Origin of the sequence: Bacillus nitratireducens (assembly GCF_036320425.1) — a bacterium.
In the GTDB taxonomy this organism is placed as follows: Bacteria; Bacillota; Bacilli; order Bacillales; family Bacillaceae_G; genus Bacillus_A; species Bacillus_A nitratireducens.
The window spans coordinates 644,231-667,546 of sequence record NZ_JAUMJO010000002.1; the positions used below are offsets into that span (position 1 = coordinate 644,231).

Sequence of the window (23,316 nt, forward strand, 5' to 3'; positions counted from 1 at the left end):
TGTAAGGTTATTCATAAATTAATAACAATTGAGGGGATGGAGTTGAGGTCGATGAAAAAAGTGTTATTTTTGGGAGACCCAGGAATTGATGACTCTTTAGCCATCATGTATGGAATTATGCATCCTGATATTGATATTGTTGGTGTTGTAACGGGATACGGAAATGTAACACAAGAAAAGGCAACGAGTAATGCGGCGTATTTATTGCAAATGGCAGGAAGGGAAGATATACCTGTTATTAATGGTGCGAAAATCCCTTTATCCGGGGATTTTGTGACGTATTATCCGGAGATTCACGGCGCAGATGGCTTAGGACCTATTAAACCCCCAAAAGCTTTTTCACCAAATATAAAACCCTTTTGTGCATTTTTCGATATTCTTGAAAAGTATAAAGGAGAATTAATCATTGTTGATGCTGGCAGGTCAACGACACTAGCGACAGCATTTATTTTAGAAAAACCGATGATGAAGTATGTGAAAGAGTATTATATAATGGGCGGTGCTTTCTTAATGCCTGGTAATGTTACACCAGTCGCGGAGGCGAATTTTCATGGTGATCCTATTGCGTCACAATTAGTTATGCAAAATGCCAAGAATGTGACATTAGTGCCACTTAACGTTACATCTGAAGCTATTATTACGCCGGAGATGGTAAAGTATATTACGAAACACTCTAAAACAAGTTTTAATAAGTTAATCGAACCGATATTTACGTATTATTATAAAGCTTATAAAAAGTTAAATTCCAAAATAACAGGTAGTCCAGTACATGACGTTGTTACAATGATGGTAGCGGCAAATCCATCTCTTTTAGATTACGTGTATCGCCGTGTGGATGTCGATACGGTTGGAGTTGCAAAAGGAGAAAGTATCGCTGATTTTCGCCCGCAACCTGATGCGAAAGCATTGAAAAATTGGGTGAGAATTGGTTGGTCATTACATTATAAAAAGTTTCTTGAAGATTTTGTGAAAATTATGACGTAGACATAATAGGAACATACAAGTTAAAATAATGGAGATGATTATTTAAATAATCATCTCCATTATTTTGTTTTTAAGAGATAAATAGAGAAGAGTTACACAATAGGAGAGGAATTTTACTTGAAAAAAACTATAGTATGCGCAGTGATTTTGGGTATTTTTGTTTTGCTGATATCGGGTAACTTTTTAGTGGAAAAGGTGTGGAGTTCAAATAATGATGATGCGCAGTACATAGCATCCTTTATTGAAGAACATAAAGATGAAAAAAATAGCGCTCTTCTAGTAAAGAGAAATGATAAAGTTGTGTATTCTGTAAATCCAGATGTTGTATTGCCAGTTGCTAGTACGATGAAGTTAATTGTGGCGCTTGAATATACGAAACAAGTTACAGAGGGGAAAATCGATCCGTCTAGTTTCGTTTCAATTAATGATGTGAATCGTTATTATGTGCCGAGTACAGATGGTGGTGCACAAGATAGATGGCAAAGTTACTTGCAAAAAAAAGAAAAGATAACTGAAGGAGCGGTTTCTTTAGAAGAAGTTGCAAAAGGAATGGTTAAGTTTAGTTCTAATGCAAATACTGAATATTTAATGGAGGTATTAGGATTAGACAATATTAATCGGAATTTACAAAGTTTAGCGCTTCCTGCACATCAACCGCTATTTCCGATTGTTTCATCTTTATACATTCCGGGATATTTGCATAAAGAATTACATGTTCCAAAATATAAAATAGAGAAAAAGTTAAAAGAAATGTCTCAAGAGCAATATCGTGAATATGCTATGATTATTCATGAACGCTTAAAAAAGAAGGGGCCATTATTACAGAAGGAAATTCCTCTTTATTTAGAGGAACGATATGATAAAATTTGGTCGGATAGATTGCCGGCTGCTTCCGCTAACGATTATATGGTACTGCTTCAAAAGGCCAATCATCAAGGTGGTCTTACAGAAGCGGAAGAAAAAGTGTGGGCGAATATCGTTGAAACAGATATGAGTGCGAAGAAATATCGTAAAACATTCAGGCATGCCGGGCAAAAGAATGGTTATACACCATGGACGGTAACTAAAGCAGTTTATGCAATGGATAAACGCGGAAACTGTACAGAAATTGTTTTCTTGGCAAATAATTTAAATGAAGATGACAGTGCTGAAATACGTAAACATTTAGCAAATTTACATTTCCAAGTATTGCAAAGTGATAAGTATGATGCGACTTTTATTAAATAAACTCGGTGCTATGAGCGCCGAGTTTATTTTTACGTACAAGCACTTTTTTTTCATCCCTGGGTATGATGGGTAGTAATACTTAGGCGAAAGGGGAAAAGGTGATGAAACAGAGTAAAGAAGAGTTTATTAAAAATGAAGGCGCTGATTTCCCTGGGAAAACATATGTAGACTGTGTACTACAGCATGTATTTGATTTTCAGCGTAATTATTTATTGAAAGATATGTTTCAAGTGCATAGGGCACATATTATTATGTTAACAGAAGAAAAGTTAATGAAAAGAGAAGAAGCGAAAGTTATACTAACAGCGCTTAAAAAGGTAGGGGCAATTCCAAAGGATCAGTTGCTATATACAGAGCAACATGAAGATCTTTTTTTCTTAGTTGAACATTTACTTTCTCAAGAAGCAAAGTGTGAATTTGTCAGTAATATGCATATCGGTAGGAGTAGAAATGATATGGGTGTAACGATGTATCGCATGAGTTTGCGGCAATATGTATTACGGTTAATGGAACATCATTTATTGCTGCAAGAAAGTATGCTGGAGCTCGCTGAGGAACATATGGAAACAATTATGCCTGCGTATACACATACACAACCAGCGCAACCAACAACATTTGGTCATTATGTTTTGGCAATTTACGATACGATGCAAAGAGACTTAGAACGAACGAGAAAAGCGTATCATCTTGTAAATCACTCTCCAATGGGGGCAGCGGCCCTTTCTACAACAAGTTTCCCGATTAAGCGAGAACGAGTGGCACAGCTACTGGGATTTACAAATGTAATTGAGAACTCATATGATGCTGTCGCTGGGGCAGATTATTTATTAGAAGTTAGTTCGTTGCTAATGGTTATTATGACGAACACAAGTAGATGGATTCATGATTTTTTACTATTAGCGACGAAAGAATATGGTGGGATTACTGTAGCGAAGCCATATGTGCAAATAAGTAGTATTATGCCGCAAAAACGAAATCCTGTTTCAATTGAACATGCCCGCGCTATTACGAGTAGTGCTTTAGGGGAAGCCTTTACTGTATTTCAAATGATTCATAATACACCATTTGGCGATATTGTCGATACGGAGGATGATTTGCAGCCGTATTTATATAAAGGAATCGAAAAGGTGATTCGTGTTTTTTGTATTATGAACGCAGTTATTCGAACGATGAAAGTAGAAGCGGAAACGTTAAAAAGCCGTTCATATAAACACGCGATTACGATTACTGATTTCGCAGATGTTTTAACAAAAAACTATGAAATACCATTCCGGCATGCACACCATGCAGCAAGTGCGATTGCGAATATGTCTATGCAGCAGAAGAAAGAATTACATGAATTACATTTCAAAGAAGTAAATATGTACTTGCAAGAAAAGTTAAGAGTAAATTTATTAGAAGAAGAGTGGAAAGAAATTATATCACCAGAAGCTTTTATTCAAAAAAGAAATGTATATGGTGGTCCGAGTAAAAAAGAGATGGAGCGTATGATTCAAAAACGCAAAGAATCTTTTCGAAAAGAAGAAGAGATATTTGAGAAGGAAAAGAAGAGAGTGTTGCATGCTGAAAATGATTTGAGCACATTAGTTTCAAATATTATTGAATCGTAAAAGGAGGATTTAATGAATTAATCGCCAATACTTAATTAAAATATAAATTGAGGGAAGAGATTGTCGATGATTCAATTACACGTATATGAAGAGGTTCTCCGTTTTAAAGAAGATGTTACACCATTTTTAGAAAAGAATGAGCAGGAGAATAATTTAATATTAGGCGTTTTACAAGTTGTTCAAGAACCGATATTTATGGCGGTAGCGAAACAAGGAGAAGAAATTGCAGTTGTATTTCTTCAAACTGTAGAGAAACAAATGATTGTTGCTACGTCTGAAATTGCGGAAGAAGATATTGTGGAACTTGCAAAGAAGTTAACGAAAGTATATCCGGATATTCCTGGTTTCATTGGTAATAAGAAAGTCATACAGAAGTTAGCTGAAGAGATTGCGATATTAGAACAGAAAAAAATTGTAGTTGGAATGGAGCAAGGTGTATATGAATTAAAACGAGTAAAGAAGAAGTGGAACAAGGATGAGATCTTTCGTACGATAAATAGTGATGAGCTACCATTAATAGAAAAATGGATATATCAATTTTGCGAAGACGTGAAGCTACCTACTACGAAAGAGGAAGCGAAGCAAACCGCACATACATTAATAACTACCAACCGTCTATTTGGTCTGGAGGTTGGCGGGAAATTAGTCTCTGTAGCTGCAAAAACAAGACCAACTACAAATAATATAACAGTTAATTTCGTATATACGCCGAAAGAAGAACGGAAAAAAGGGTACGCATCAAATTGTGTAGCTGCACTTAGTCAACGTATGTTAGATGAAGGTTACAAAACAACGACATTATATACTGACCTGGCAAATCCAACATCGAATAAAATTTATCAAGAAATCGGTTATGAACAGATTATGGAGTCTGTACTTATATTTTTAGAGAAGTAGAATGAAAAGGCACACTAGTATAGCGTGCCTTTTTGTTATTCATCTATTCGAATTACCTCACCCTGCGGGAAGTCCTCTGTTTCTAGTAAGCTACGAATAGCTTTCGCCACATATTCAGGTGATAATAGCTTTCCTTCTTCTTTTAATGTGATGAAGCGGTCTAAATTTGTGAAGTCTTCTTTATTTGTTTCGCGAATTTGTGCTTGCATATTTGTATCCACAACACCAGGTGCAAAAGCGACGATTTTTACTGGATATTCTTTTTCCTCTTCTTCAGTCGCTACGCATTGTGTAAACATATTTACGCCAGCTTTCGTTGTACAATAAGCGCCCCATCCGAAATAAGGATTTTTTCCTGCGCCAGATGAAATGTTAATAACGCGTTTATCTACTTTCCAGTCTTTCGTATGTTTCATGAACGTAGATGTAAGGATCATAGGGGCAAGTAAATTAATGTGAACGTTCGTAATGAATTGGTCGCTTTCTGCTTTTTCAATCGGCTTCATAGGTGCAACTGTACCCGCATTATTAATTAAATGAATAGAAGATACATTGTCTTCTTTAATGGATGAAATGATTTCGTTAAAGTTAGTTTCTAAATGATGTACATCTTGAAGATCTAAGGAATGGAAAATGCAATTACTGTTATATTGTTCTGCGAGTTTAGTAAGCTCTTTATTTTCTCTTCTAGAAATAGAGATGACCGTTGTATTTTCTTCTAACAATTGCGTGGCGATGGCCTCACCTAAACCTTGGGAAGTTCCTGTTACGATAACGTAGCGCATAGTGTAATAAACTCCTCTCCATATATGTGGAATTTTGTTGGACAACGTACGTTGCATAGTTTGTCTACATTTTATAGTATAGAGCACTTTTTACTATAAATGAAATGAAATGAGATGATTGTGTGCCTTTTATGAATCGCTTTACGACAACTGTAACTGGTGCCGTCACGTTCACTGGGAACACGTTGGGACTAAGTCCTACATCACCTGCACCAAACAATAACTTCGGTACGATTAATGTGTTTACAACGATAAATACATCGCTTCAAATACCTGGATTCCCGGCAGGAACAACGAATGACTGGCCATTAAATTCTTCAAGTGCAATTTTGAACCTTCCAGCAGGGAGTAGTGTTTTATACGCAGAACTAGTATGGGCCGGCACATACCGGACCGATACAGAGGATGTTACAGCATTTTTAAATGATAATATTTCATTTACAACACCAGCAGGAACATTTTCTGTTACACCAGATCCTGCAACGGCGCAGCAAGGTTCGGTAGGAAACCAGTTTTATTATGCTCGCTCTGCTAATGTAACGAATCTTGTAAGTGCAGGTGGGGCAGGCACATATACAACAGGTGCCGTGCCAGCTGCAAGAACTTCAGCTGATCCAACAATCAGTCGTTCAGCTGGCTGGACGCTTGAGGTAGTTTATCAAAATGCAAGTTTACCACTTCGGAATTTATCAGTATATGCAGGTCAAGAAATTATCGATGCTTCATCCCCGCCAGTTGATGCTACTATTTCAGGATTTGCTACTCCGGCAACAGGAGCTGTTACAGGAAGAGTGCTCGTAACTGCTCAAGAAGGTGATTCTAACATTGTTGGAGATCAGCTTCGCTTTGGACCGAATGCAAATGCTACAGTCGCATTATTCGGACCGAGAAACCCCGCGAATAATTTCTTTCAATCACAAATTTGTAATGATAGTGGCAATCTAGATACGAGCGGCACATTTGGAGATTTGAATCAGCCGTTAGGAATAGCTTTAGCGGTCCGAAGACAAGGGTGGGATATTACGAATGTAGATGCCTCATCTTCTTTAGTAAACAATCAGACGTCAGCAACTGTTCGCTTTGTCACAAATGGAGATGGATACGCTGCAGCTGGTTTTGGTGTTCAAATTGATGCGACAGGTCCAATCATTAATCCTGTTAAATCGGTTAATAGAACAGTTGCAGGGGTAGGGGATACTCTCACCTATACGATTACGGTCCCGAACACAGGAACAGGAAGTGCAGAAAACGTTGTATTACAAGATAGTATTCCGAACGGAACGACATTTGTAGCAGGTAGTGTAACGGTAGGTGGAGTAACACAACCGAGTGCGAATCCAGCGAATGGAATTAATTTAGGTACAATCCCAAATAACACGCAAAGAATTGTTACATTTCAAGTTCGAATAACATCGTTCCCGAACCCAAACCCTATTCCAAATCGTGCAATGGTGTCATATCAATTCCGTCCTTTTGTCGGTAGTCCCCCTATTACAAGTACATCTTCTTCAAATACAGTACAAACGACAGTGAATCAAGCAACTATAAGTATGCAAAAATCTGTAGATCTACAGACGGCAACGCTTAATGACGTATTAACGTACACAGTGAATGTCACGAATAATGGGAATGTTGCTGCAAACAATGTTATTTTTGTTGATAGTATCCCTGCAGGAACAACATTTGTTCCAAATAGTGTTACCGTAAATGGAGTAGCGCGTCCAGGAGCGAATCCATCAAGTAGTATTAATCTTGGAAGTATTAATGCTTCGCAAACGACTGTAGTGCGCTTTCAAGTTCGAGTGACATCGAACCCTCTTGTCAATCCAATACCGAACCGTGCAAGTGTAACATTTAACTTTACTCCAGTGCCTGGCCAACAACCAATTTCAGGTCAAGCGACAAGTAATACTGTATTTACTACTATTAATATAGCTGATATAAGAACGAGAAAAACAGTGGATAGAGCTTTTGCGACAGTGAATGACGTTCTTACGTACACCGTTACAATTGAAAATACAGGAAATGTACTTGCGACAAATGTTATTTTTCAAGATCCGATCCCAACTGGAACGACTTTTATTCCAAATAGTGTGACTGTAGATGGGGTTTCACAGCCTGGAGCAAATCCTGCGACTGGGTTTACAGTAGCGAATATATCTCCAAGTGGAAGTAGAACGGTGACTTTTCAAGTACGAGTGACATCTACCCCATCAGGAGGTACGATTGCGAATCGCGGTAATGTATCTGCTAATTTCGTCGTTATTCCGAATCAACCGCCAGTAACGATTAATAGGCAAACGAATACCGTTGTAACACAAGTTAATACAGGTGGTTTAAATGTAATAAAAGAAGTAAATACAGCTCAAGCGGCAGTAGGTGATACTTTAACATACACGATTGCCGTCCAAAATACAGGTAACGTTCCGTTAACAAATGTATTTTTCCAAGACACTACTTCTTCAGCGGTTTCTTTCGTTGCAAACTCTGTAACAATTAATGGAACACCACAAAGTGGACTAAATCCAAATTCAGGATTTTCTCTTCCGAATATCCCTGCGGCTCAGACAGTTGTAGTTACATTTGAAGTATTAATTGAGCAGGATCCGCCAAATGAAGATATTTTAAATCAAGCAAATGTAACAGCAAGTTTTCAAGTGAATCCGAGTGAACCACCAGTAACAATTAATGTTCCTAGTAACATTGTTAATACAACTGTACAATCAGGGAATTTTGAGGTTGTGAAATCAGTCAATACGGATGTTGCAACGGTAGGGGATGTTTTAGTATATACAATCGAAATAATTAATGCGGGTAGTGTACCAGCTACAAATGTGTTTTTCCAAGATTCAATTCCGCAAGGGACTTTATTTATTGAAAATAGTGTATTGGTTAATGGTGTTTTACAAGAAGGGGCAGATCCAGAACTTGGATTCCCACTAAATAATTTGCCTACTGGTGCGAGTGTAATTGTGTCGTTTGAAGTATTAATTGATGAAATTCCCCAAGGAAATAATGTCGTAAATAATGCGAATGTAACTGGAGATTTCCTTGTAAATCCAACAGAGCCACCAATTACTGTAACAGTACCAAGTAATACTGTTATGACAGTTGTGAATTCTTCAGGGCTAAATGTAATGAAAAGTGTAAGCGCTACTGAAGCAGGTGTAGGAGATACGTTAACGTATACAGTTCGTATACAAAATAGTGGAACAGTAGCAGCAACAAATGTATCATTCCTCGATCCTATTCCATCTGGAACAACGTTTGTAGCAAATAGTGTAACAATAAACGGAACACCGCAGCCAGGTTTAAACCCAACGACTGGATTTCCGCTTGCCAATATTCCAGTAGGAGGGATGGTAACAGTTGCTTTTCAGGTGACGATCACGAGTGTACCACCAAATAGAGTTCTTCCGAATAATGCGAATGTGACTGCTGATTTTCAAGTAAGTCCTTTGCAGCCACCAATTACAATTGTAACGATTAGTAATATTGTTGTGACGCGAGTGAATATAGGATCACTTAATGTAATGAAGAGTGTAAATACACCACAAGCAGGAGTAGGAGATACGTTAACGTATACAATTCGCATTCAAAATACAGGAACTGTTCCTGCAACAAATATTATTTTTCAAGATCCGATTCCTGTTGGAACAACGTTTGTTGCGAATAGCGTAACGATAAATGGAGTCGTTCAGCAAGGCGCGAATCCTATGACAGGTTTTCCAGTACCAAATATTCCAGTCGGGCAAACTGCTACAATTACGTTGCAAGTTACAGTGACGAGTGTTCCAAGTGGAGGGAATATAAGAAATCAATCGAACGTTACTGCAAGTTTTCTTATAAACCCAGCAAATCCTCCAATAACAACTGTTACGAATAGCAATTTCGTCGTGACGCAAGTAAACACAGCACAGTTAAATATACAAAAATCTTCATCTGTACAACAAGCTGTACTTGGAGAAACTTACACGTATTCTGTTGTCATTAGAAATAATGGAACGGTAACAGCGACGAATGTTTCCTTCATTGATCCAATTGCTTCAGAAACAACATTTGTAACAAATAGTGTAACGATAAATGGAACGCCTCAACCTGGATTTGATCCAAATATAGGTTTTACGCTTCCTAATATCGCTGCTGGAACATCATTGACTGTAACGTTCCAAGTAACAGTAGTTGCGCCATCCACGCGCGGAGCCGTACTAAACACGGCATCTGCTACAGCCACTTTTTTATTAAATCCTTTACAGCCCCCTGTAACAACGACAAATTCAAGTAATACGACAGTAGTTACGATACCGTTACCTCCTCCTGGTGAAGTAACAGCAATCAAAACAGTTGACGTTGCAACTGGAGCGGTTGGGGATGTATTAACGTATACCGTGCTAATTTCAAACGTAGGAATTATACCTGTTACAGATGTGTTCTTCCAAGATGTCATACCAGAAGGAACGACATTTGTAGAAGATAGTGTAACGATAGGCGGGGTGCAGCAACTTGGTTTAAATCCAGAAATAGGATTTACAGTTACTCCATTATTAATTAATGGTGGAAGTATTGAGGTAACGTTCCGAGTGACGATTACAGAAATTCCAGATAATGAAGTCATATTAAATGATGCAGACGTTACATTTACTTCACAACCAAATCCGCAGGAACCACCGATTACGGAAACGATATTAACGAATTTAGTCGTTACGACAATTAATATAGCGTTTATTTTTCCATTAAAATTAGTAGATAAAGAAGTAGCCACTGTAGGAGAAATTTTAACGTATGATGTATTAATCTTTAATTTCGGCACAGTGGCAGCGATCAATGTTGAATTTATCGATACTACTTCCGCCGGTGTAGCATTTGTACCGGGAAGTGTGAGCATAAACGGGGTGCCGGCACCAGGATTAGATCCTTTCATTGGTTTTACAGTTCCAAATATACCTGTAGATAATTTTGCACTTGTCACATATCAAGAGATGGTGACGAGCATACCGGAAGGTGGAACCGTTGTTAACTTTGTAGACGTTACAGCTACATTTGCTGTAAGTGAAACAGAGCCACCTATTACTGAAACAACGACAAGTAACACGACATTAACGAAAATAAATGAATCTGGTTTGAATGTTTTAAAATCAGTAAGTGAGCCAATTGTTGCAGTAGGCGATACAATCACATATACGACAGTAGTTCAAAATACAGGGACAGTGACAGCGACGAATATTCAATATAGTGATGTATTACCTTCCTCTATAACATTCGTACCGAATAGTGTAACGATAGGTGGTGTGATACAACCTGGGTTCAATCCTAATAATGGATTCCCACTTCCAGATATAAATCCAGGGGGAAGTGTAGAAGTCACATTCCAAGTAACTGTTGTTAGTGTCCCATTAAACGAAACAATTGCCAATACGGCAAATGTTACTGGAAGCTTTATATTAGTACCAGGAGAACCACCAGTTATAGTAAATCAGCCAAGTAACACAACGCTTACAACTGTAAATAGAGGACGCTATACTGTTATTAAACAAGTCAATAGAGCTGCTACCTTAGTTGGGGATGTATTAACGTATACAGTGCAAATAACGAATACAGGAACAGTAACAGCTAACAATGTTCAGTTTATTGATACGATTTCAGCAGGAGCGTCATTTGTCCCAAATAGTGTAACGATAAATGGAGCCCTGCAACCAAACTTAAATCCGGTTACTGGGTTTGAAGTTGGAGATATACTCGTTGGTGAAATGGTAATAGTGACGTTTCAAGCGACAGTTACAAACATCCCGTCATCAGGAACGATTACGAACGTTGCAAATATAACTGGAAGTTTTACTTTAGTGCCAGGAGAGCCACCGGTTGTAGTGAATCAGCCAAGTAATACGACGATAACTAGGGTAAATAGAGGACGATTCAGCGTTATAAAATCTGCAAATAAAGACGCGACACGTTTAGGAGATACGTTAACTTATAGTGTGCAAGTTACAAATACGGGAACGGTAACAGCGACAAATGTTCAGTTTATTGACGTCCCATCACCTAGTTTAGAATTCGTTCCAGGAAGTGTACAAATAAATGGAATTCCGCAGGTAGGTTTAGATCCTTTTGTAGGTTTTTCATTACCGGATCTTGCAGTAGGGGATAGCGTATTAATCACATTTGAAGTAAATGTAATCGCAATTCCACCTTCTAGTAGCATTATGAATACAGCGAGAGTAACTGGTGATTTCGAATTGATTCCAGGAGAACCACCGTTTACAATTACGAATTCAAGTAATACGACAGTCACACCAGTAAATAGAGGTAGTTTAGATATGCTGAAAGAAGTAGATCATCCAATTGTTGGAGTAGGAGAAACGGTAACGTATACTGTTCGTATATTAAATACTGGTACTGCTGATGCGATGAATGTTCAATTTATAGATGTGTTATCTCAGGAGGCTGTTTTTGTGCCAAACAGTGTAACTGTAAATGGAATCCCGCAACCAGGAGTAAACCCGCAGGTTGGATTTACAATTTTAGACATTCCAGTCGGTGAGACGGCATTTGTAACATATGAAGCTACGATTACAAGTTTTCCTGATGGTGGTACGGTAGTGAACGTTGCTGGGGCATTAGCAGAGTATATTTTAGTACCAGGAGAGCCACCAGTTACAGTGATGGACACAAGTAATACAGTTATTGTAACGGTAAATACTGCAATTTTGTTTGTTGCAAAAGGAGCGGATTTTGAAGTAGCAATGGTAGGAGATGTTGTCACTTATGGAATTGCTGTTATAAATGATAGTACAGTTCCTGTGACGAATATTATTTTAACAGACATCATTGACCCAAATACGTTATTTATAAATGGCACGATAATAGTAAATGATGTACCTTTTCCATTTACCAATCCGAATACTGGTATCTCTTTAGGTGATTTTCAACCAAATGATGCAGCGATTATTAATTTCCAAGTTGTAATAACAGGAGGGCAAATAAATAACTTAGTTACAAATACAGCGACAGCGAGTGGGTTTGCAACTGTGAATCCAAATGAACCGCCTGTAGTAGTTGAAGGCGATAGCAATACAGTTGTTATCCCGTTTATTCCTAAAAATGTCTCAACGACAGTCGTAAAAACGGCGGATCATCAAACAGCAACAATTGGAGATGTTATTACGTTTACGACAGTTATTACAAATACGGGTGATACAGCGATACAAAATATTCGTTTTCAAGATATGTTAGATAGTAGTGTTCAATTTGTCCTTGGAAGTGTAACTGTTGATAATACGCCGGTGCCAAATGTAAACCCAGTATCAGGATTTCTTATAGGAAGTTTAAATCCAGGTGAAGCACGGACAGTTTCGTTCCAAGTAGTAGTTCAGAGCGCGCCAAGTGGTTCAGGGAATTATATTAATCAAGCAAGTATTCGTTTCGAACATCAAGTAGGAACAGTATTGCCACCTGTTACACAAATAATAGAAAGTAATATGGTTGTTATTCCGTTTGTTCCAACAATTGAACAAATTTGTGAAACAAACTTTAATTGCTTAGATAAAATTCCATTTCAATGTTCTCCATGTAATCACTTACAAATAAATAAAAAATAAATACAAAAAGAGCATCCTGAAAGAATAGGATGCTCTTTTTGTTTGGATCAAGTAGCTTCTTCTTCGGGAGAAGTGAAAAATTCGTTGATTTTGTTGGAGAGTAGAAATGGAATAGCTCCTTTTATAACGGAAATGTCCCAGTCCCACCATGCAAGGTTTTCTAGTTTTTCAATGATTTCTTGCGGGAAACGATATCGAACTAGTTTGGCAGGATTACCAGCGACGATTGCATATGGAGGTACGTCTTTTGTAACAACACTCTTGGCCCCGATAATGGCCCCGTTACCAATTGTAACACCAGATAAAATGCAGGATTGATAACCAATCCATACGTCATTTCCGACTACGATATCACCTTTTGAAGAAGGATGACCAGTAATGTGTGCTCCTTCTTCGAAGAGGACATTAAATGGATAAGTTGTTATCCAATCAGCACGATGTTCACCGCCAAGTATGAAAACGACTTCTTCTCCTAATGAACAAAACTTACCTATTTTTAATTTTGTTTCATCATTCCAAGAAAAAATAAAAGGGCCTACTTTACTGTAAGTATAATCACCGATATCATATTTATTATATTCTGGTTTTTGATTTAAATATAACATACCAATTTTAGCATCCTCTCTAAAGAAAGTAATGGATATGGAACATTATATGCAAGGTGAAGTAAGGCGAACTATGTTGTATGAAATAGTAATGTGCAAAAATGTTAGTAGGCAAGATGAATAAAAGGGAGTGGAATGTATGAGATACGAAATGGGATTATATAATAAACCTTTTCAGTCAATTCAATCAGGAAAAAAAGTATATGAAGTACGCTTATACGATAAAAAACGTCAACTTATAAAACAAGACGATGAAATTGTATTTACGAACCTTACGACAGCAGAAACGATGGCTGTAAAAGTAACGGAGATAAAACGATACGAAAGTTTTAAAGCAATGTACGAACAAATTGATAAAAAATTATTTGATTGTGAAGGAGTTAGTATAAAAGAAATGTTAGAAAGTACATACGAAATATATACGAAAGAACAAGAAAATGAATGGGGAACAGTTGCGATTGGTGTTGAGGTAATAAAGTGAGAAGAAATCGTGGTGCAGCTATTATTGTACAGGACGGTAAAATCGCTCTTATAAAACGTGTTCGAGAAGATGGAATGTATTTTGTTTTTCCGGGTGGGGGAATTGAAAAAGGAGAAACACCTGAAGAAGCAACGAAGCGAGAGGTTTATGAAGAATTAGGGGTACATATACAAGTGAAGAATCTGATCGCAAAGGTGGAGTATAAAGGTACGGAGTATTATTATAATGCCCATATTACAGATGGAGTGTTCGGAAGTGGTAAAGGCGAGGAGTTCGAGCTGAAAGATAGAGGGAGTTATATTCCTTTATGGATGCCGCTAAATGAGTTGCCAAATGTAAATATAAAACCGTATGAAATCGCCCAAAGTGTATTCGATTATTATAGGGAATAAGGTCTGACAACATACAAAAAAAACCATTGACATAGCCTTCTGATTTAAGTATTGTATTCGAGTATGTTTATAATCAGGAGGTTTATATGAGCAATCAAACTACTACACATCATGTGAAAATGACAACAGCAGATCCATCTGGAATCGGTCTATTTGGATTAGCGATGGTAACACTTGTAGCATCGTCTCAAAAGTTAGGCTTAACAGATGGCGTTTCACTTGTATTACCATGGGCAATCTTTTTAGGAGGATTTGCACAAATCTTTGCATGCATTCACGATGCAAAGCACAACAATACGTTTGGTACAACAGCATTTGGTGCGTACGGCCTATTTTGGTTAGGTGTTGGAATGACTTGGTTAATTCAACTTGGAGTATTTGGCGAAAAATTAGCCCAAACTGCAGATTCAAAACAGCTTGGTGTAGCCTTTATCGGATACTTGATTTTCACGATCTTTATGACAATTGGTGCAATGGAAACACATAAAGTATTATTTATGATTTTCGTCCTTATTGATTTCTTATTTATCGGTCTTTCATTAAGTACTTTAGGTGTTATGCCGCACGCAATGCATAATTTAGCAGCGTATTCTGAACTATGTATTTCATTATTATCTTTCTATGGTTCAGCAGCAGCTGTGTTAAATACACACTTCGGAAAAGTTGTATTACCAGTTGGAAAACCATTTGGTATTTTTAAAAAATAATAAAAAAGAACGGATGATTGTATAGTCATCCGTTCTTTTTTTATGGAATTAAATAAAATAGCAAAAAATATAATTGAAATTGATTCTCATTATTAATATAATGAGAATGAGAATCATTCATTGTAAGAGGGGGATGCCAAAGTGGCGAAAATTTTAATAGCGTATGCAAGTATGTCAGGGAATACAGAGAGTATTGCTGATTTAATTAAAGTAAGTTTAGATGCCTTTGATCATGAAGTAGTATTACAAGAGATGGAAGGTATGGATGCTGAAGAATTATTAGCTTATGATGGAATCATTTTAGGATCTTATACGTGGGGTGATGGTGAATTACCATTTGAAGCGGAAGATTTCCATGATGAGTTAGAAAATATAGATTTAACGGGGAAAAAAGTGGCTGTTTTTGGATCAGGTGATACGGCGTATGAACTGTTTTGTGAAGCAGTAACGATATTTGAAGAACGTCTTGTAAAATGCGGGGCAGAACTTGTACAAGAAGGATTGAAAATTGAATTAGCTCCAGAAGATAAAGAAGACGTTGAAAAATGCAGTGATTTTGCAATTGCTTTTGCCGAGAAGTTCTAAGAATGGGAGTGTCAACGTGGAAACAGAGTTCAGTGCAACCGCTATTACAAAGTTAAGAGATGGAAAGCTTTTGTTAGCTACTACATATAATGGTTTATTCATTGAAAAAGATGGAGAATGGAAACAGATTTTAACTGGATTCCAAAAACGAATTCGAGATTTACATAGTGAAGATAACGTAGTTTATGGAGTAGGAGACGAAGGAGTTTTTATTCGTAGTATGAATGGTGGAGAAACGTGGACGATCCAGCGCTTTCCAACGAAAGCAACGAGCTGGAATGTATGTAGTAATGAAAATGGAACAGTAATTGCTCATGGAGATAAAACACTGTATCATTCTAATAATTTTGGTTCCACATGGGAGACTATTCAGCCATTTCTTGATTACGATAGCGAGGCACCATCTATTCGATCATTATTTTTATATAAACATTACTTATTTATCGGTACGAAAATACATACTAAATATGGTGGTGTTTGGCTTTTGGATTTAGAGACACGTAAATTAAAAAGGATTAAAATAGCGATGAACCAGATGATTTCTGCGTTGACTATACATAATTCCTATTTAGTAGCGGCAAGTGGATCGTGTAGGGGAGTTAGTGGGAATATTTCTTTTTGTAAAATAGATGATAGTATTGAGAATGAAAAAATATGTTGGCATACATGTCAAAGTGAACAAAAAGCTAGTAGCTATTTAGATTTAAGTGTAGATCAACATGTGTTATATACAACGTCAACGCAAAATAAGGCGGGAATTAGCGCTGTTTGCCGTGTGCTTCTTGAAGAAGGAATTGTTACAGTATGTGATTCGGTTAAAGGGCATGGTTGGCGCATTGTGAATGAAAAGGAAGACTATGTTGTAGCTGGATCAGGTGAATTAAAAGCGATGCAATGGAAGAAAAAAGCTGTATAGCTGAAAAAAACTTTACTTTTATTATATTGATATGATATAGTTACTTTAAACCATTTTACTTTTAATAATATAGAGATTTAAATGAGCTGTAACTTCCAAGGGGGTAGCAATGTTAAATCTCCTTCGGGGGGTTGCAGTTTTTTAATTTATGACGTATTATTGTAAAGTGGTTGAAAATGAATATGTACATATAGGTACATTGTAGGAGGATTTTTTAAATGCAAAACGGTAAAGTAAAATGGTTTAACGCAGAAAAAGGTTTCGGTTTCATCGAAGTTGAAGGCGGAGAAGACGTATTCGTTCATTTCTCAGCTATCCAAGGCGACGGCTTCAAATCTTTAGAAGAAGGTCAAGAAGTTACTTTCGAAGTAGAACAAGGTAACCGTGGACCTCAAGCTACAAACGTAAACAAGAAGTAATTATGAAAAAAAGAAGGGCTTGCCCTTCTTTTTTTTGCGTTCTTATTGAATATCCTCCAATGTACATATGATAATAAGACTGAATTTTTGTTTTTTTTACACGAGGTATTTCATGCATAAAGTGCATTAATAAATAAATACTGAAAATAAAGTATTTGCGTGAAAAGGAATTTAGAAAGAGGTAAATAAATTGAAAAACGCTACACATTTCATTGTGTTTGATATTGAAAGGAATTTTAGGCCATATAAATCGGAAGATCCGTCAGAAATAGTTGATATTGGAGCTGTAAAAATAGATGCGAGTACAATGAAGATTATTGGAGAATTTTCAGAGTTAGTAAAACCAAGTGCCCCATTAACTCGTCATACAACAAAATTAACCGGAATTACAAAGAAAGATTTAATTGGTGTAGAGAAGTTCCCTCAAATTATAGAGAAATTTATTAAGTTTATCGGAGAAGATTTTATATTTATTTCATGGGGAAAAGAAGATTATCGTTTTCTATCTCACGATTGTACATTACATGGTGTAGAATGCCCATGCATGGAAAAAGAGAGCAGATTTGATGTGCAAAAATTTGTTTTCCAAGCGTATGAAGAATTATTTGAGCATACACCAAGTTTACAATTTGCAGTGGAGCAGCTTGATTTAACATGGGAAGGTAGGCAACATCGTGCTTTCGCAGATGCTGAGAATACAGCGAATATATTTCTTAAAGCATATAGTGAGAGAGATATTAATAAGCGATACAAGAGACATGGTGAGCTTGAACTTGTAAAGAACGGAAAACTAACAGAAAAAGCGAAAAAAAAGATGCGAAAATGGGCATTTAAAGAAATGAAAAAAAGTGCAGAGCGTCCTTTTGTATGGGGTGCATTTGAAAGTAGTGACACGTGGGAAAGTATAACGGAAAGATATTATATAAGTGAATCTGCAGTAGAACTTCTGAAAAAGCACTTTCCTACTGCAGTGAGAAAGGCAGAGCGGCAACTTAGGTATTTGGCTGAGATGGAGGAGAATACAGAGGTTAAATGAGATTCTCCTCCATTTCTAACTACATAAATTTAATGTCATCGTATTGACGGGTGAATAATGTATTCATATTAAATGGGAATAAAGTTGTTGTTGCAATTGAGTCATTATAATTGCTTTGAAAATTAAGGCGTAGTAAGAATTTTAAAGTGTATTAATAAAATAAGAACTCATAGAAATGAAAGAGGATACAGTTAAATGGAAGCAATCTTTAACATTTTAACCATTTTAGTTTTTTGTATTATATTCACATCACTTTTTGCTTTTATTACACTTCCTCTTATAGCAAAGAAGAAGAATTGGAAAAAGCTTAACATATCTTTAAAACGTGGTGTATTAAAGATTAAAATTGAAAAGTAAGATAAGCGTTTTATACATGGGAGATGTGATGATGATAAACTTGGATATCAAAGATGTCAATGTAAAGATGGAATTAAACGGTGTCTTTTGGAATGAGGATAGGATTGCTGAAATGATGGTGACTACAAAAGCGGAACATGCCCTTATTCTTCGTCTAATAGTTGACGTAGAAAGTAAAACTATTCGTGCGATGAGTGCTGAGATAGTGAATGGATTCTGCCCTCTGTGCAAACAGAAAAGGGACGAATGTAGTGAACTTAATGACCCGCAAAACAAAATGGATATTTTAGAAGAAGCCTACGATTGGGTGAGAGAGCATCCGAAATATCGTTTTCAATTATCTTTTTACGAGTACAATAAATTTGAGGTAGTAAAATGAAATTTTCATTTTAACAACATACATATTGACTAAAAGGAAAAACACGAAAAACTTATAGAAGAACTTGGTCTACTAGAAATATTGAAGCGGATATCTCTAATGGAAATACGCTTGTGCAACAAGGAAGAAATCTACTTGACGCTGCAACAAATGTTATCTTGGATTAAAAATAAGCATATTTTGTATAAAGCAGAGAAACCGATTCTTAGTAGAATCGGTTTTTCATATAAATGTTAACTATGTCCAAAATAAAAGAGCGCTTGTTAAAAACGCTCAGTAAAAATAATTATATGGAAGCATTTATTCAATCCCGTTCGTATCATAAGAATACTGCTGCTTATTCTCAATCCGCTCAATTACGTCTTGCAACTCATCCGGCTTCAGAAACTCAATGGGAGAGAAGCCTTTTTCAAACGTAAGTGTGTCAGCCTCAATCATTAATACATAGCGGTCGTTTACCTTTGCGATATGTATTAAGTCTCCGAAATCAGCAAGCAGGGCCTTCACAGAGATATGATCTGCTTTTAACTTTAATTCCACTTCAGGAGCATGCTCGACGATTTGAGCGGTAGCTTCCATTACTTCTTCGGTTGAAAATTGTTCCATAATTTCACGTTTCGGACTGGCAGCCCATACTTCCATTGCTTGGTCGAATTGTTCGCGTTCTTCCGTACCTTCTTCAAATACATCTTCAATTTGGTCGTATACCATGTCCATTACTTGTGTTTTCATAATTTCAGGCATAGAGCGCTCGTACTCGACGAATTTTAAGAAGTCTTCAAAGTAACGGGCGTGTGATGCTTGGTGAATTTTTAGCTCGCCTACTTCGACGATGCCTTCTTCAGGCATGTACGGATATTGGATAGATTTCATGTTTTTTGTTGTGATGGCCATTTCGACGTTACGAATCAGTGTGGATTCATCGGAAATAGAAGCGACTTTCGGCTCGAAGTCACATTTCATAACGAAAACGAATGGATCATCAAAGTATTTACGTAGTTTTGCTTGCGCAATTAAAAATACACCACCGCGTACAGCACTTGTGTCAAGATATGTATAAACGAGAGGCTCACTCATATCTTTGAAGTTTTCCTTTGTTTCCGCAAAGCGAATACGATTAAAAAGGTTGTAATGAGGGTTTGAATCAAGTTCATGTCCTTCTTCTACAATAAAGCGACCAATCTTGGTTGGGGCTTGTTCCGTTTTTGCGTGACGTTCTACTTTTCGCTTTGAAATTTTTAATAATTCACCATTCAAAAATTCTTTTAAGGAGCTATCTTCATATTCTTCAGCGTCTAATGTTTGAAAATGTTTATAGCGTTTATCAACTGCTTCACCTTTTCCTTCTACTTGTACTACATAAAAGGAAAGAAAATTTATTTCAAAATCCATTTTTATCACCTTGTTTCATTTCATTAACTCTTATCAGTATAGAGATGGAAAAAACTTTCGTCAATTTATATAAGGAAGGGGGGAGCCCTTCCTTCATATATTTTTTAGTTTTCGAAATTAAAATCCATCTTCTAATGCTGAAAATGGAATGTTTAGTCTGTTTTCAACTGTACGTAAACGCTGATTTAAGCGGTTTAATCTACGCGTATGTCGCTCAACTGTGTTTTCTAGTTGACGTACTCTTTGCTCAAGCTCATTTACTCGTCTTTCTAGTTGACGGTTTCCAGTACCAGGAAAAGAGATTGGAAGTTGGAATTGTCGATTTTGATCATATGGATCTACTTGTTCTGCTGGATCTATATATTGTTGGTATTGTGCTTGTAAATCATATTGAGGCTGATAAGCATTTTGGTTATATGGATCGTATGGATTGTAGGGGTACATAAAACATCCTCCATTTCTTTAAAATAGGTTAAATTCATCATAATGTATGTGCAAAAGCGGAGTAGTGGCACGGCAAATACCTAGATGCGCTGAATGGATTGATTTTTTTGATCTATAAAAAGTTGGTTTCAGTTGTTTAATAATGATCATATATGAGAAATCAGCATTATGTTTTATGAAGCATGTAGGTGAATAAAGAGGTGAAATGAAAGAGTTTTACAATTGTATTTCATCTGTTAAATGGTATATACTGGATAGAGATAGGTTACATAAAAGTTACAATCTTATCAAACTTAAAAATTTATATAAATATGTATAGACATTTACAAAAGAAAAGAGTAATTTAAATAGAGTAAAAAACAACTTGTAACATTTTCTAAATATATTGTAAAATGATTGTAACAAAACATACATAAAATGAAATAAAACTTAAGAAATAATGTTGGGGAAAAGGAGAGAGTATATTGTTCCGAAAAGTAAAGGGTATATTAGTAGGGGTACTATGCGTAGCTGTAGTAAGTGGTTGTGGCGCAAAAGTAAGTGATGTAGCATTAGTGAGTGATATTGGTGGGAACGTTGTAGAGGCTAAGGCTGATGTACAGGATTCAATTAGCTTGGTTGATGCGCGTACTGGTACTGAAGTGAAAAAATTAGACTTATCGAGCTTAGGTTATTTTGAAGATGAAGCGAAATTTAAAAAATCGGTAACGAAGGTTGCAAGTGAAGTTGGGAAAAGCGTTGACAAAAAGATGGTTCCTTCACGTATAGCTCCTGATGGAAGTTGGCAAGAAGGAAAACCTTCTTATGAATTAATGGAAAAAGAATTAGTAGATAAATTATTAAACGTAGGTATGTGGGATTCTTCATATCAATTACCTATTGTTGAGAAAAAGCCTATCGCAACATTAAGTGATGCGCAAGGAAGTGGCACGGTAATTGGTAGATATGAAACGAATTTAGGTGGATCAGCAGGTGGCCGTATTGAGAATATTCGTTTGTCGGCAGCGAGCATAAATGGAGTTGTATTAGCAAAAGGAGACAGTTTCTCTTTCAATGCATTAATCGGTGATACAACGCCGGATAAAGGATATCAATTAGGTAAAGAAATTGTAGATGGTAAATTAGTAGATGGTTATGGTGGTGGCGTTTGTCAAACATCATCAACTCTATACAATGCAGCAGATCAAGCTGGTTTGAAAATGGTAGAGAGAACTACACATTCTAAAACAGTAGGTTATGTCCCTCAGGGAAGAGATGCTACAATTGCGTATCCATATTTAGATTTAGTATTTGAAAACACAAATGATGCGCCTGTTAAGCTTTATATGGGCATACAAGGCGGAAAGTTAGTTGCTGAAGTACATAAGATGAAATAAATATTTAGTTAAAAGATAATAAAGTAAAAGATTTATAGTTTCTATAATAGAAGCCATCTCTTCTGAGTTTCAGAGGAGATGGCTTTTTTTATTAACGGCCCACAAAAACTATTAATTCTGATTTTTCTTATTTACATAGTCTGTTTTTAGTTGTATCCTTCATAGTAACGGCTATGTTAATTTATTTTGAAATAAAGGACTAGGAGAGGAAGTTATCCATGGTACAAATTCATCCGAAAACACGTATTGGTCATGTTGAATTTAAAGTGAAAGATTTAGAGCGTCAAGTTGATTTTTATAAAAATGTAGTAGGCTTAGAAGTTATAAAGCAAGAGGGGAATAAAGCACATTTAGCTGGAAAAGGTAGTAATAATACATTACTTGTTCTTGAAAAATTAGAGGACGGGGTACTGCAAGAACCACGTACAACGGGAATATACCATGTTGCCTTTTTAGTTCCGACTCGTGAAGCTTTTGCTTCGGCATTATTTGGTGTGCTTCGCAATAAGAACGTAATTGATAGTCCAGCTGAGCAAGAAGGACGTTATACATATTCAAATGAAATTTTACCAATTTCAAGGTTTAATAGCGCCAGTGATCATACGTATAGTGAGGCGTTTTATTTACAAGATTTAGAGGGGAATGGTATCGAAATATATGCAGACCGTCCGCGTGATCAGTGGGGAGAAGGGCCAGGAGGAAGTACGCCACTTGATTTAAAAGAACTAGCAACGCTCGTTGATTATGAGTTTGATGGATTACCTGCTGATACTGTCGTTGGGCACGTACATTTACGAATAGCTGATGTAGAGAAATCACATGAGTTTTATGTAGAAACAGTAGGCTTTGAAGTACAGCAGCGTGAAGATGATTGCTTATTTATTTCAGCAGGTGGATACCATCACCATATTGGTGCAAATACGTGGAACGGGGTAAATAACCCGCATCCACCAGTACATGCAACTGGACTGAAGGTGTATACAATTGTATTACCGCACAAAGAAGCGTTAGATGAAGTGAAAGAAAGATTAATAGAAAAACAACATAAAGTAAACGAAAGTACAAACGGATTTACAGTAGTAGATCCTAGTGATATTACAGTGCAGTTTGAAATAGAAACAGCATAAAA

Annotated in this window: 19 protein-coding genes; 15 read left to right on the plus strand and 4 right to left on the minus strand. The window is 36.6% G+C overall.

Features of this window, described 5'->3' with window-relative positions:
- Positions 1 to 51 precede the first annotated feature (51 nt).
- The 4 genes from Q3V31_RS09615 to Q3V31_RS09630 all read left to right on the plus strand — a co-directional run bounded on the left by Q3V31_RS09615 (position 52) and on the right by Q3V31_RS09630 (position 4,718).
- Complete coding sequence (locus Q3V31_RS09615; protein WP_090813947.1) at positions 52 to 984, plus strand: nucleoside hydrolase; 933 nt, start codon at positions 52 to 54, stop codon at positions 982 to 984.
- Positions 985 to 1,101: 117 nt separating this feature from the next.
- Positions 1,102 to 2,211: a serine hydrolase gene (locus Q3V31_RS09620; protein WP_000751348.1), complete on the plus strand. Its 1,110-nt coding sequence runs from the start codon at positions 1,102 to 1,104 to the stop codon at positions 2,209 to 2,211.
- Between the two features lie 101 nt (positions 2,212 to 2,312).
- Positions 2,313 to 3,821 carry an argininosuccinate lyase gene (gene argH, locus Q3V31_RS09625; RefSeq protein ID WP_071735520.1) on the plus strand — a complete coding sequence of 503 codons (1,509 nt, stop codon included), beginning with the start codon at positions 2,313 to 2,315 and terminating at the stop codon, positions 3,819 to 3,821.
- Positions 3,822 to 3,881: 60 nt separating this feature from the next.
- A complete protein-coding gene (locus tag Q3V31_RS09630; RefSeq protein ID WP_139265972.1) occupies positions 3,882 to 4,718 on the plus strand; it encodes a GNAT family N-acetyltransferase in 837 nt (278 codons plus the stop codon).
- Between the two features lie 35 nt (positions 4,719 to 4,753).
- Here the strand turns inward: Q3V31_RS09630 and Q3V31_RS09635 are convergent, their stop codons facing one another.
- Positions 4,754 to 5,503 (minus strand): (S)-benzoin forming benzil reductase, encoded by a 750-nt coding sequence (locus Q3V31_RS09635; protein ID WP_001271088.1) that lies wholly within the window; start codon positions 5,501 to 5,503, stop codon positions 4,754 to 4,756.
- A gap of 122 nt (positions 5,504 to 5,625) precedes the next feature.
- Between Q3V31_RS09635 and Q3V31_RS09640 the strand changes: the two genes are divergently transcribed.
- Positions 5,626 to 13,098 carry a DUF7507 domain-containing protein gene (locus tag Q3V31_RS09640; protein ID WP_329764915.1) on the plus strand — a complete coding sequence of 2,491 codons (7,473 nt, stop codon included), beginning with the start codon at positions 5,626 to 5,628 and terminating at the stop codon, positions 13,096 to 13,098.
- A gap of 47 nt (positions 13,099 to 13,145) precedes the next feature.
- Here the strand turns inward: Q3V31_RS09640 and Q3V31_RS09645 are convergent, their stop codons facing one another.
- Entirely contained in the window at positions 13,146 to 13,703 is a 558-nt protein-coding gene (locus Q3V31_RS09645) for a CatB-related O-acetyltransferase (protein WP_000966296.1), read from the minus strand.
- Positions 13,704 to 13,842: 139 nt separating this feature from the next.
- Here Q3V31_RS09645 and Q3V31_RS09650 point away from each other — a divergent pair, with 139 nt between their 5' ends.
- The 8 genes from Q3V31_RS09650 to Q3V31_RS09685 all read left to right on the plus strand — a co-directional run bounded on the left by Q3V31_RS09650 (position 13,843) and on the right by Q3V31_RS09685 (position 18,975).
- Complete coding sequence (locus tag Q3V31_RS09650) at positions 13,843 to 14,184, plus strand: ASCH domain-containing protein (protein ID WP_001268352.1); 342 nt, start codon at positions 13,843 to 13,845, stop codon at positions 14,182 to 14,184.
- Positions 14,181 to 14,576: an NUDIX hydrolase gene (locus Q3V31_RS09655; RefSeq protein ID WP_090813950.1), complete on the plus strand. Its 396-nt coding sequence runs from the start codon at positions 14,181 to 14,183 to the stop codon at positions 14,574 to 14,576. Before Q3V31_RS09650 ends, Q3V31_RS09655 begins: the two co-directional genes overlap by 4 nt.
- A gap of 86 nt (positions 14,577 to 14,662) precedes the next feature.
- Positions 14,663 to 15,283: an acetate uptake transporter gene (locus tag Q3V31_RS09660; protein ID WP_000070943.1), complete on the plus strand. Its 621-nt coding sequence runs from the start codon at positions 14,663 to 14,665 to the stop codon at positions 15,281 to 15,283.
- A 141-nt stretch (positions 15,284 to 15,424) separates the two neighbouring features.
- Positions 15,425 to 15,868, plus strand: coding sequence for a flavodoxin (locus Q3V31_RS09665; protein WP_001062757.1), 444 nt, complete (start codon positions 15,425 to 15,427; stop codon positions 15,866 to 15,868).
- Positions 15,869 to 15,884: 16 nt separating this feature from the next.
- Entirely contained in the window at positions 15,885 to 16,784 is a 900-nt protein-coding gene (locus Q3V31_RS09670; RefSeq protein ID WP_090813951.1) for a WD40/YVTN/BNR-like repeat-containing protein, read from the plus strand.
- A gap of 218 nt (positions 16,785 to 17,002) precedes the next feature.
- Positions 17,003 to 17,203 (plus strand): cold shock-like protein CspB, encoded by a 201-nt coding sequence (gene cspB / locus Q3V31_RS09675; RefSeq protein ID WP_001179147.1) that lies wholly within the window; start codon positions 17,003 to 17,005, stop codon positions 17,201 to 17,203.
- A gap of 190 nt (positions 17,204 to 17,393) precedes the next feature.
- The gene (locus tag Q3V31_RS09680; RefSeq protein ID WP_000786405.1) at positions 17,394 to 18,239 is read left to right on the plus strand and encodes an exonuclease; all 846 of its coding nucleotides are present in this window, start codon (positions 17,394 to 17,396) and stop codon (positions 18,237 to 18,239) included.
- A 388-nt stretch (positions 18,240 to 18,627) separates the two neighbouring features.
- The gene (locus Q3V31_RS09685; RefSeq protein ID WP_033670266.1) at positions 18,628 to 18,975 is read left to right on the plus strand and encodes a hypothetical protein; all 348 of its coding nucleotides are present in this window, start codon (positions 18,628 to 18,630) and stop codon (positions 18,973 to 18,975) included.
- Positions 18,976 to 19,275: 300 nt separating this feature from the next.
- On the opposite strand, the gene Q3V31_RS09690 is transcribed toward Q3V31_RS09685, so the two are convergent.
- Both Q3V31_RS09690 and Q3V31_RS09695 read right to left on the minus strand, forming a co-directional pair.
- Positions 19,276 to 20,367, minus strand: coding sequence for a DUF3900 domain-containing protein (locus tag Q3V31_RS09690; protein WP_000345021.1), 1,092 nt, complete (start codon positions 20,365 to 20,367; stop codon positions 19,276 to 19,278).
- A gap of 117 nt (positions 20,368 to 20,484) precedes the next feature.
- On the minus strand, positions 20,485 to 20,811 hold the full coding sequence (locus tag Q3V31_RS09695; protein WP_000283697.1) for a hypothetical protein: 327 nt from the start codon (positions 20,809 to 20,811) through the stop codon (positions 20,485 to 20,487).
- Positions 20,812 to 21,275: 464 nt separating this feature from the next.
- On the opposite strand from Q3V31_RS09695, the gene Q3V31_RS09700 reads away from it, so the two are divergent.
- Together Q3V31_RS09700 and Q3V31_RS09705 are read left to right on the plus strand one after the other, a co-directional pair.
- Positions 21,276 to 22,187 carry a VanW family protein gene (locus tag Q3V31_RS09700; protein ID WP_000488981.1) on the plus strand — a complete coding sequence of 304 codons (912 nt, stop codon included), beginning with the start codon at positions 21,276 to 21,278 and terminating at the stop codon, positions 22,185 to 22,187.
- A 218-nt stretch (positions 22,188 to 22,405) separates the two neighbouring features.
- A complete protein-coding gene (locus Q3V31_RS09705; protein WP_016130051.1) occupies positions 22,406 to 23,314 on the plus strand; it encodes a VOC family protein in 909 nt (302 codons plus the stop codon).
- Positions 23,315 to 23,316 lie beyond the last annotated feature (2 nt).

Excerpts from the sequence above, each read along its gene's own strand:
- Q3V31_RS09615 (WP_090813947.1), top strand. The coding sequence starts at position 52 with ATGAAAAAAGTGTTATTTTTGGGAGACCCAGGAATTGATGACTCTTTA.
- cspB (WP_001179147.1), top strand. The coding sequence starts at position 17,003 with ATGCAAAACGGTAAAGTAAAATGGTTTAACGCAGAAAAAGGTTTCGGT.
- Q3V31_RS09690 (WP_000345021.1), bottom strand. The coding sequence starts at position 20,367 with ATGGATTTTGAAATAAATTTTCTTTCCTTTTATGTAGTACAAGTAGAA.
- Q3V31_RS09635 (WP_001271088.1), bottom strand. The coding sequence starts at position 5,503 with ATGCGCTACGTTATCGTAACAGGAACTTCCCAAGGTTTAGGTGAGGCC.
- argH (WP_071735520.1), top strand. The coding sequence starts at position 2,313 with ATGAAACAGAGTAAAGAAGAGTTTATTAAAAATGAAGGCGCTGATTTC.
- Q3V31_RS09705 (WP_016130051.1), top strand. The coding sequence starts at position 22,406 with ATGGTACAAATTCATCCGAAAACACGTATTGGTCATGTTGAATTTAAA.
- Q3V31_RS09685 (WP_033670266.1), top strand. The coding sequence starts at position 18,628 with ATGATAAACTTGGATATCAAAGATGTCAATGTAAAGATGGAATTAAAC.
- Q3V31_RS09645 (WP_000966296.1), bottom strand. The coding sequence starts at position 13,703 with ATGTTATATTTAAATCAAAAACCAGAATATAATAAATATGATATCGGT.
- Q3V31_RS09660 (WP_000070943.1), top strand. The coding sequence starts at position 14,663 with ATGAGCAATCAAACTACTACACATCATGTGAAAATGACAACAGCAGAT.
- Q3V31_RS09650 (WP_001268352.1), top strand. The coding sequence starts at position 13,843 with ATGAGATACGAAATGGGATTATATAATAAACCTTTTCAGTCAATTCAA.
- Q3V31_RS09695 (WP_000283697.1), bottom strand. The coding sequence starts at position 20,811 with ATGTACCCCTACAATCCATACGATCCATATAACCAAAATGCTTATCAG.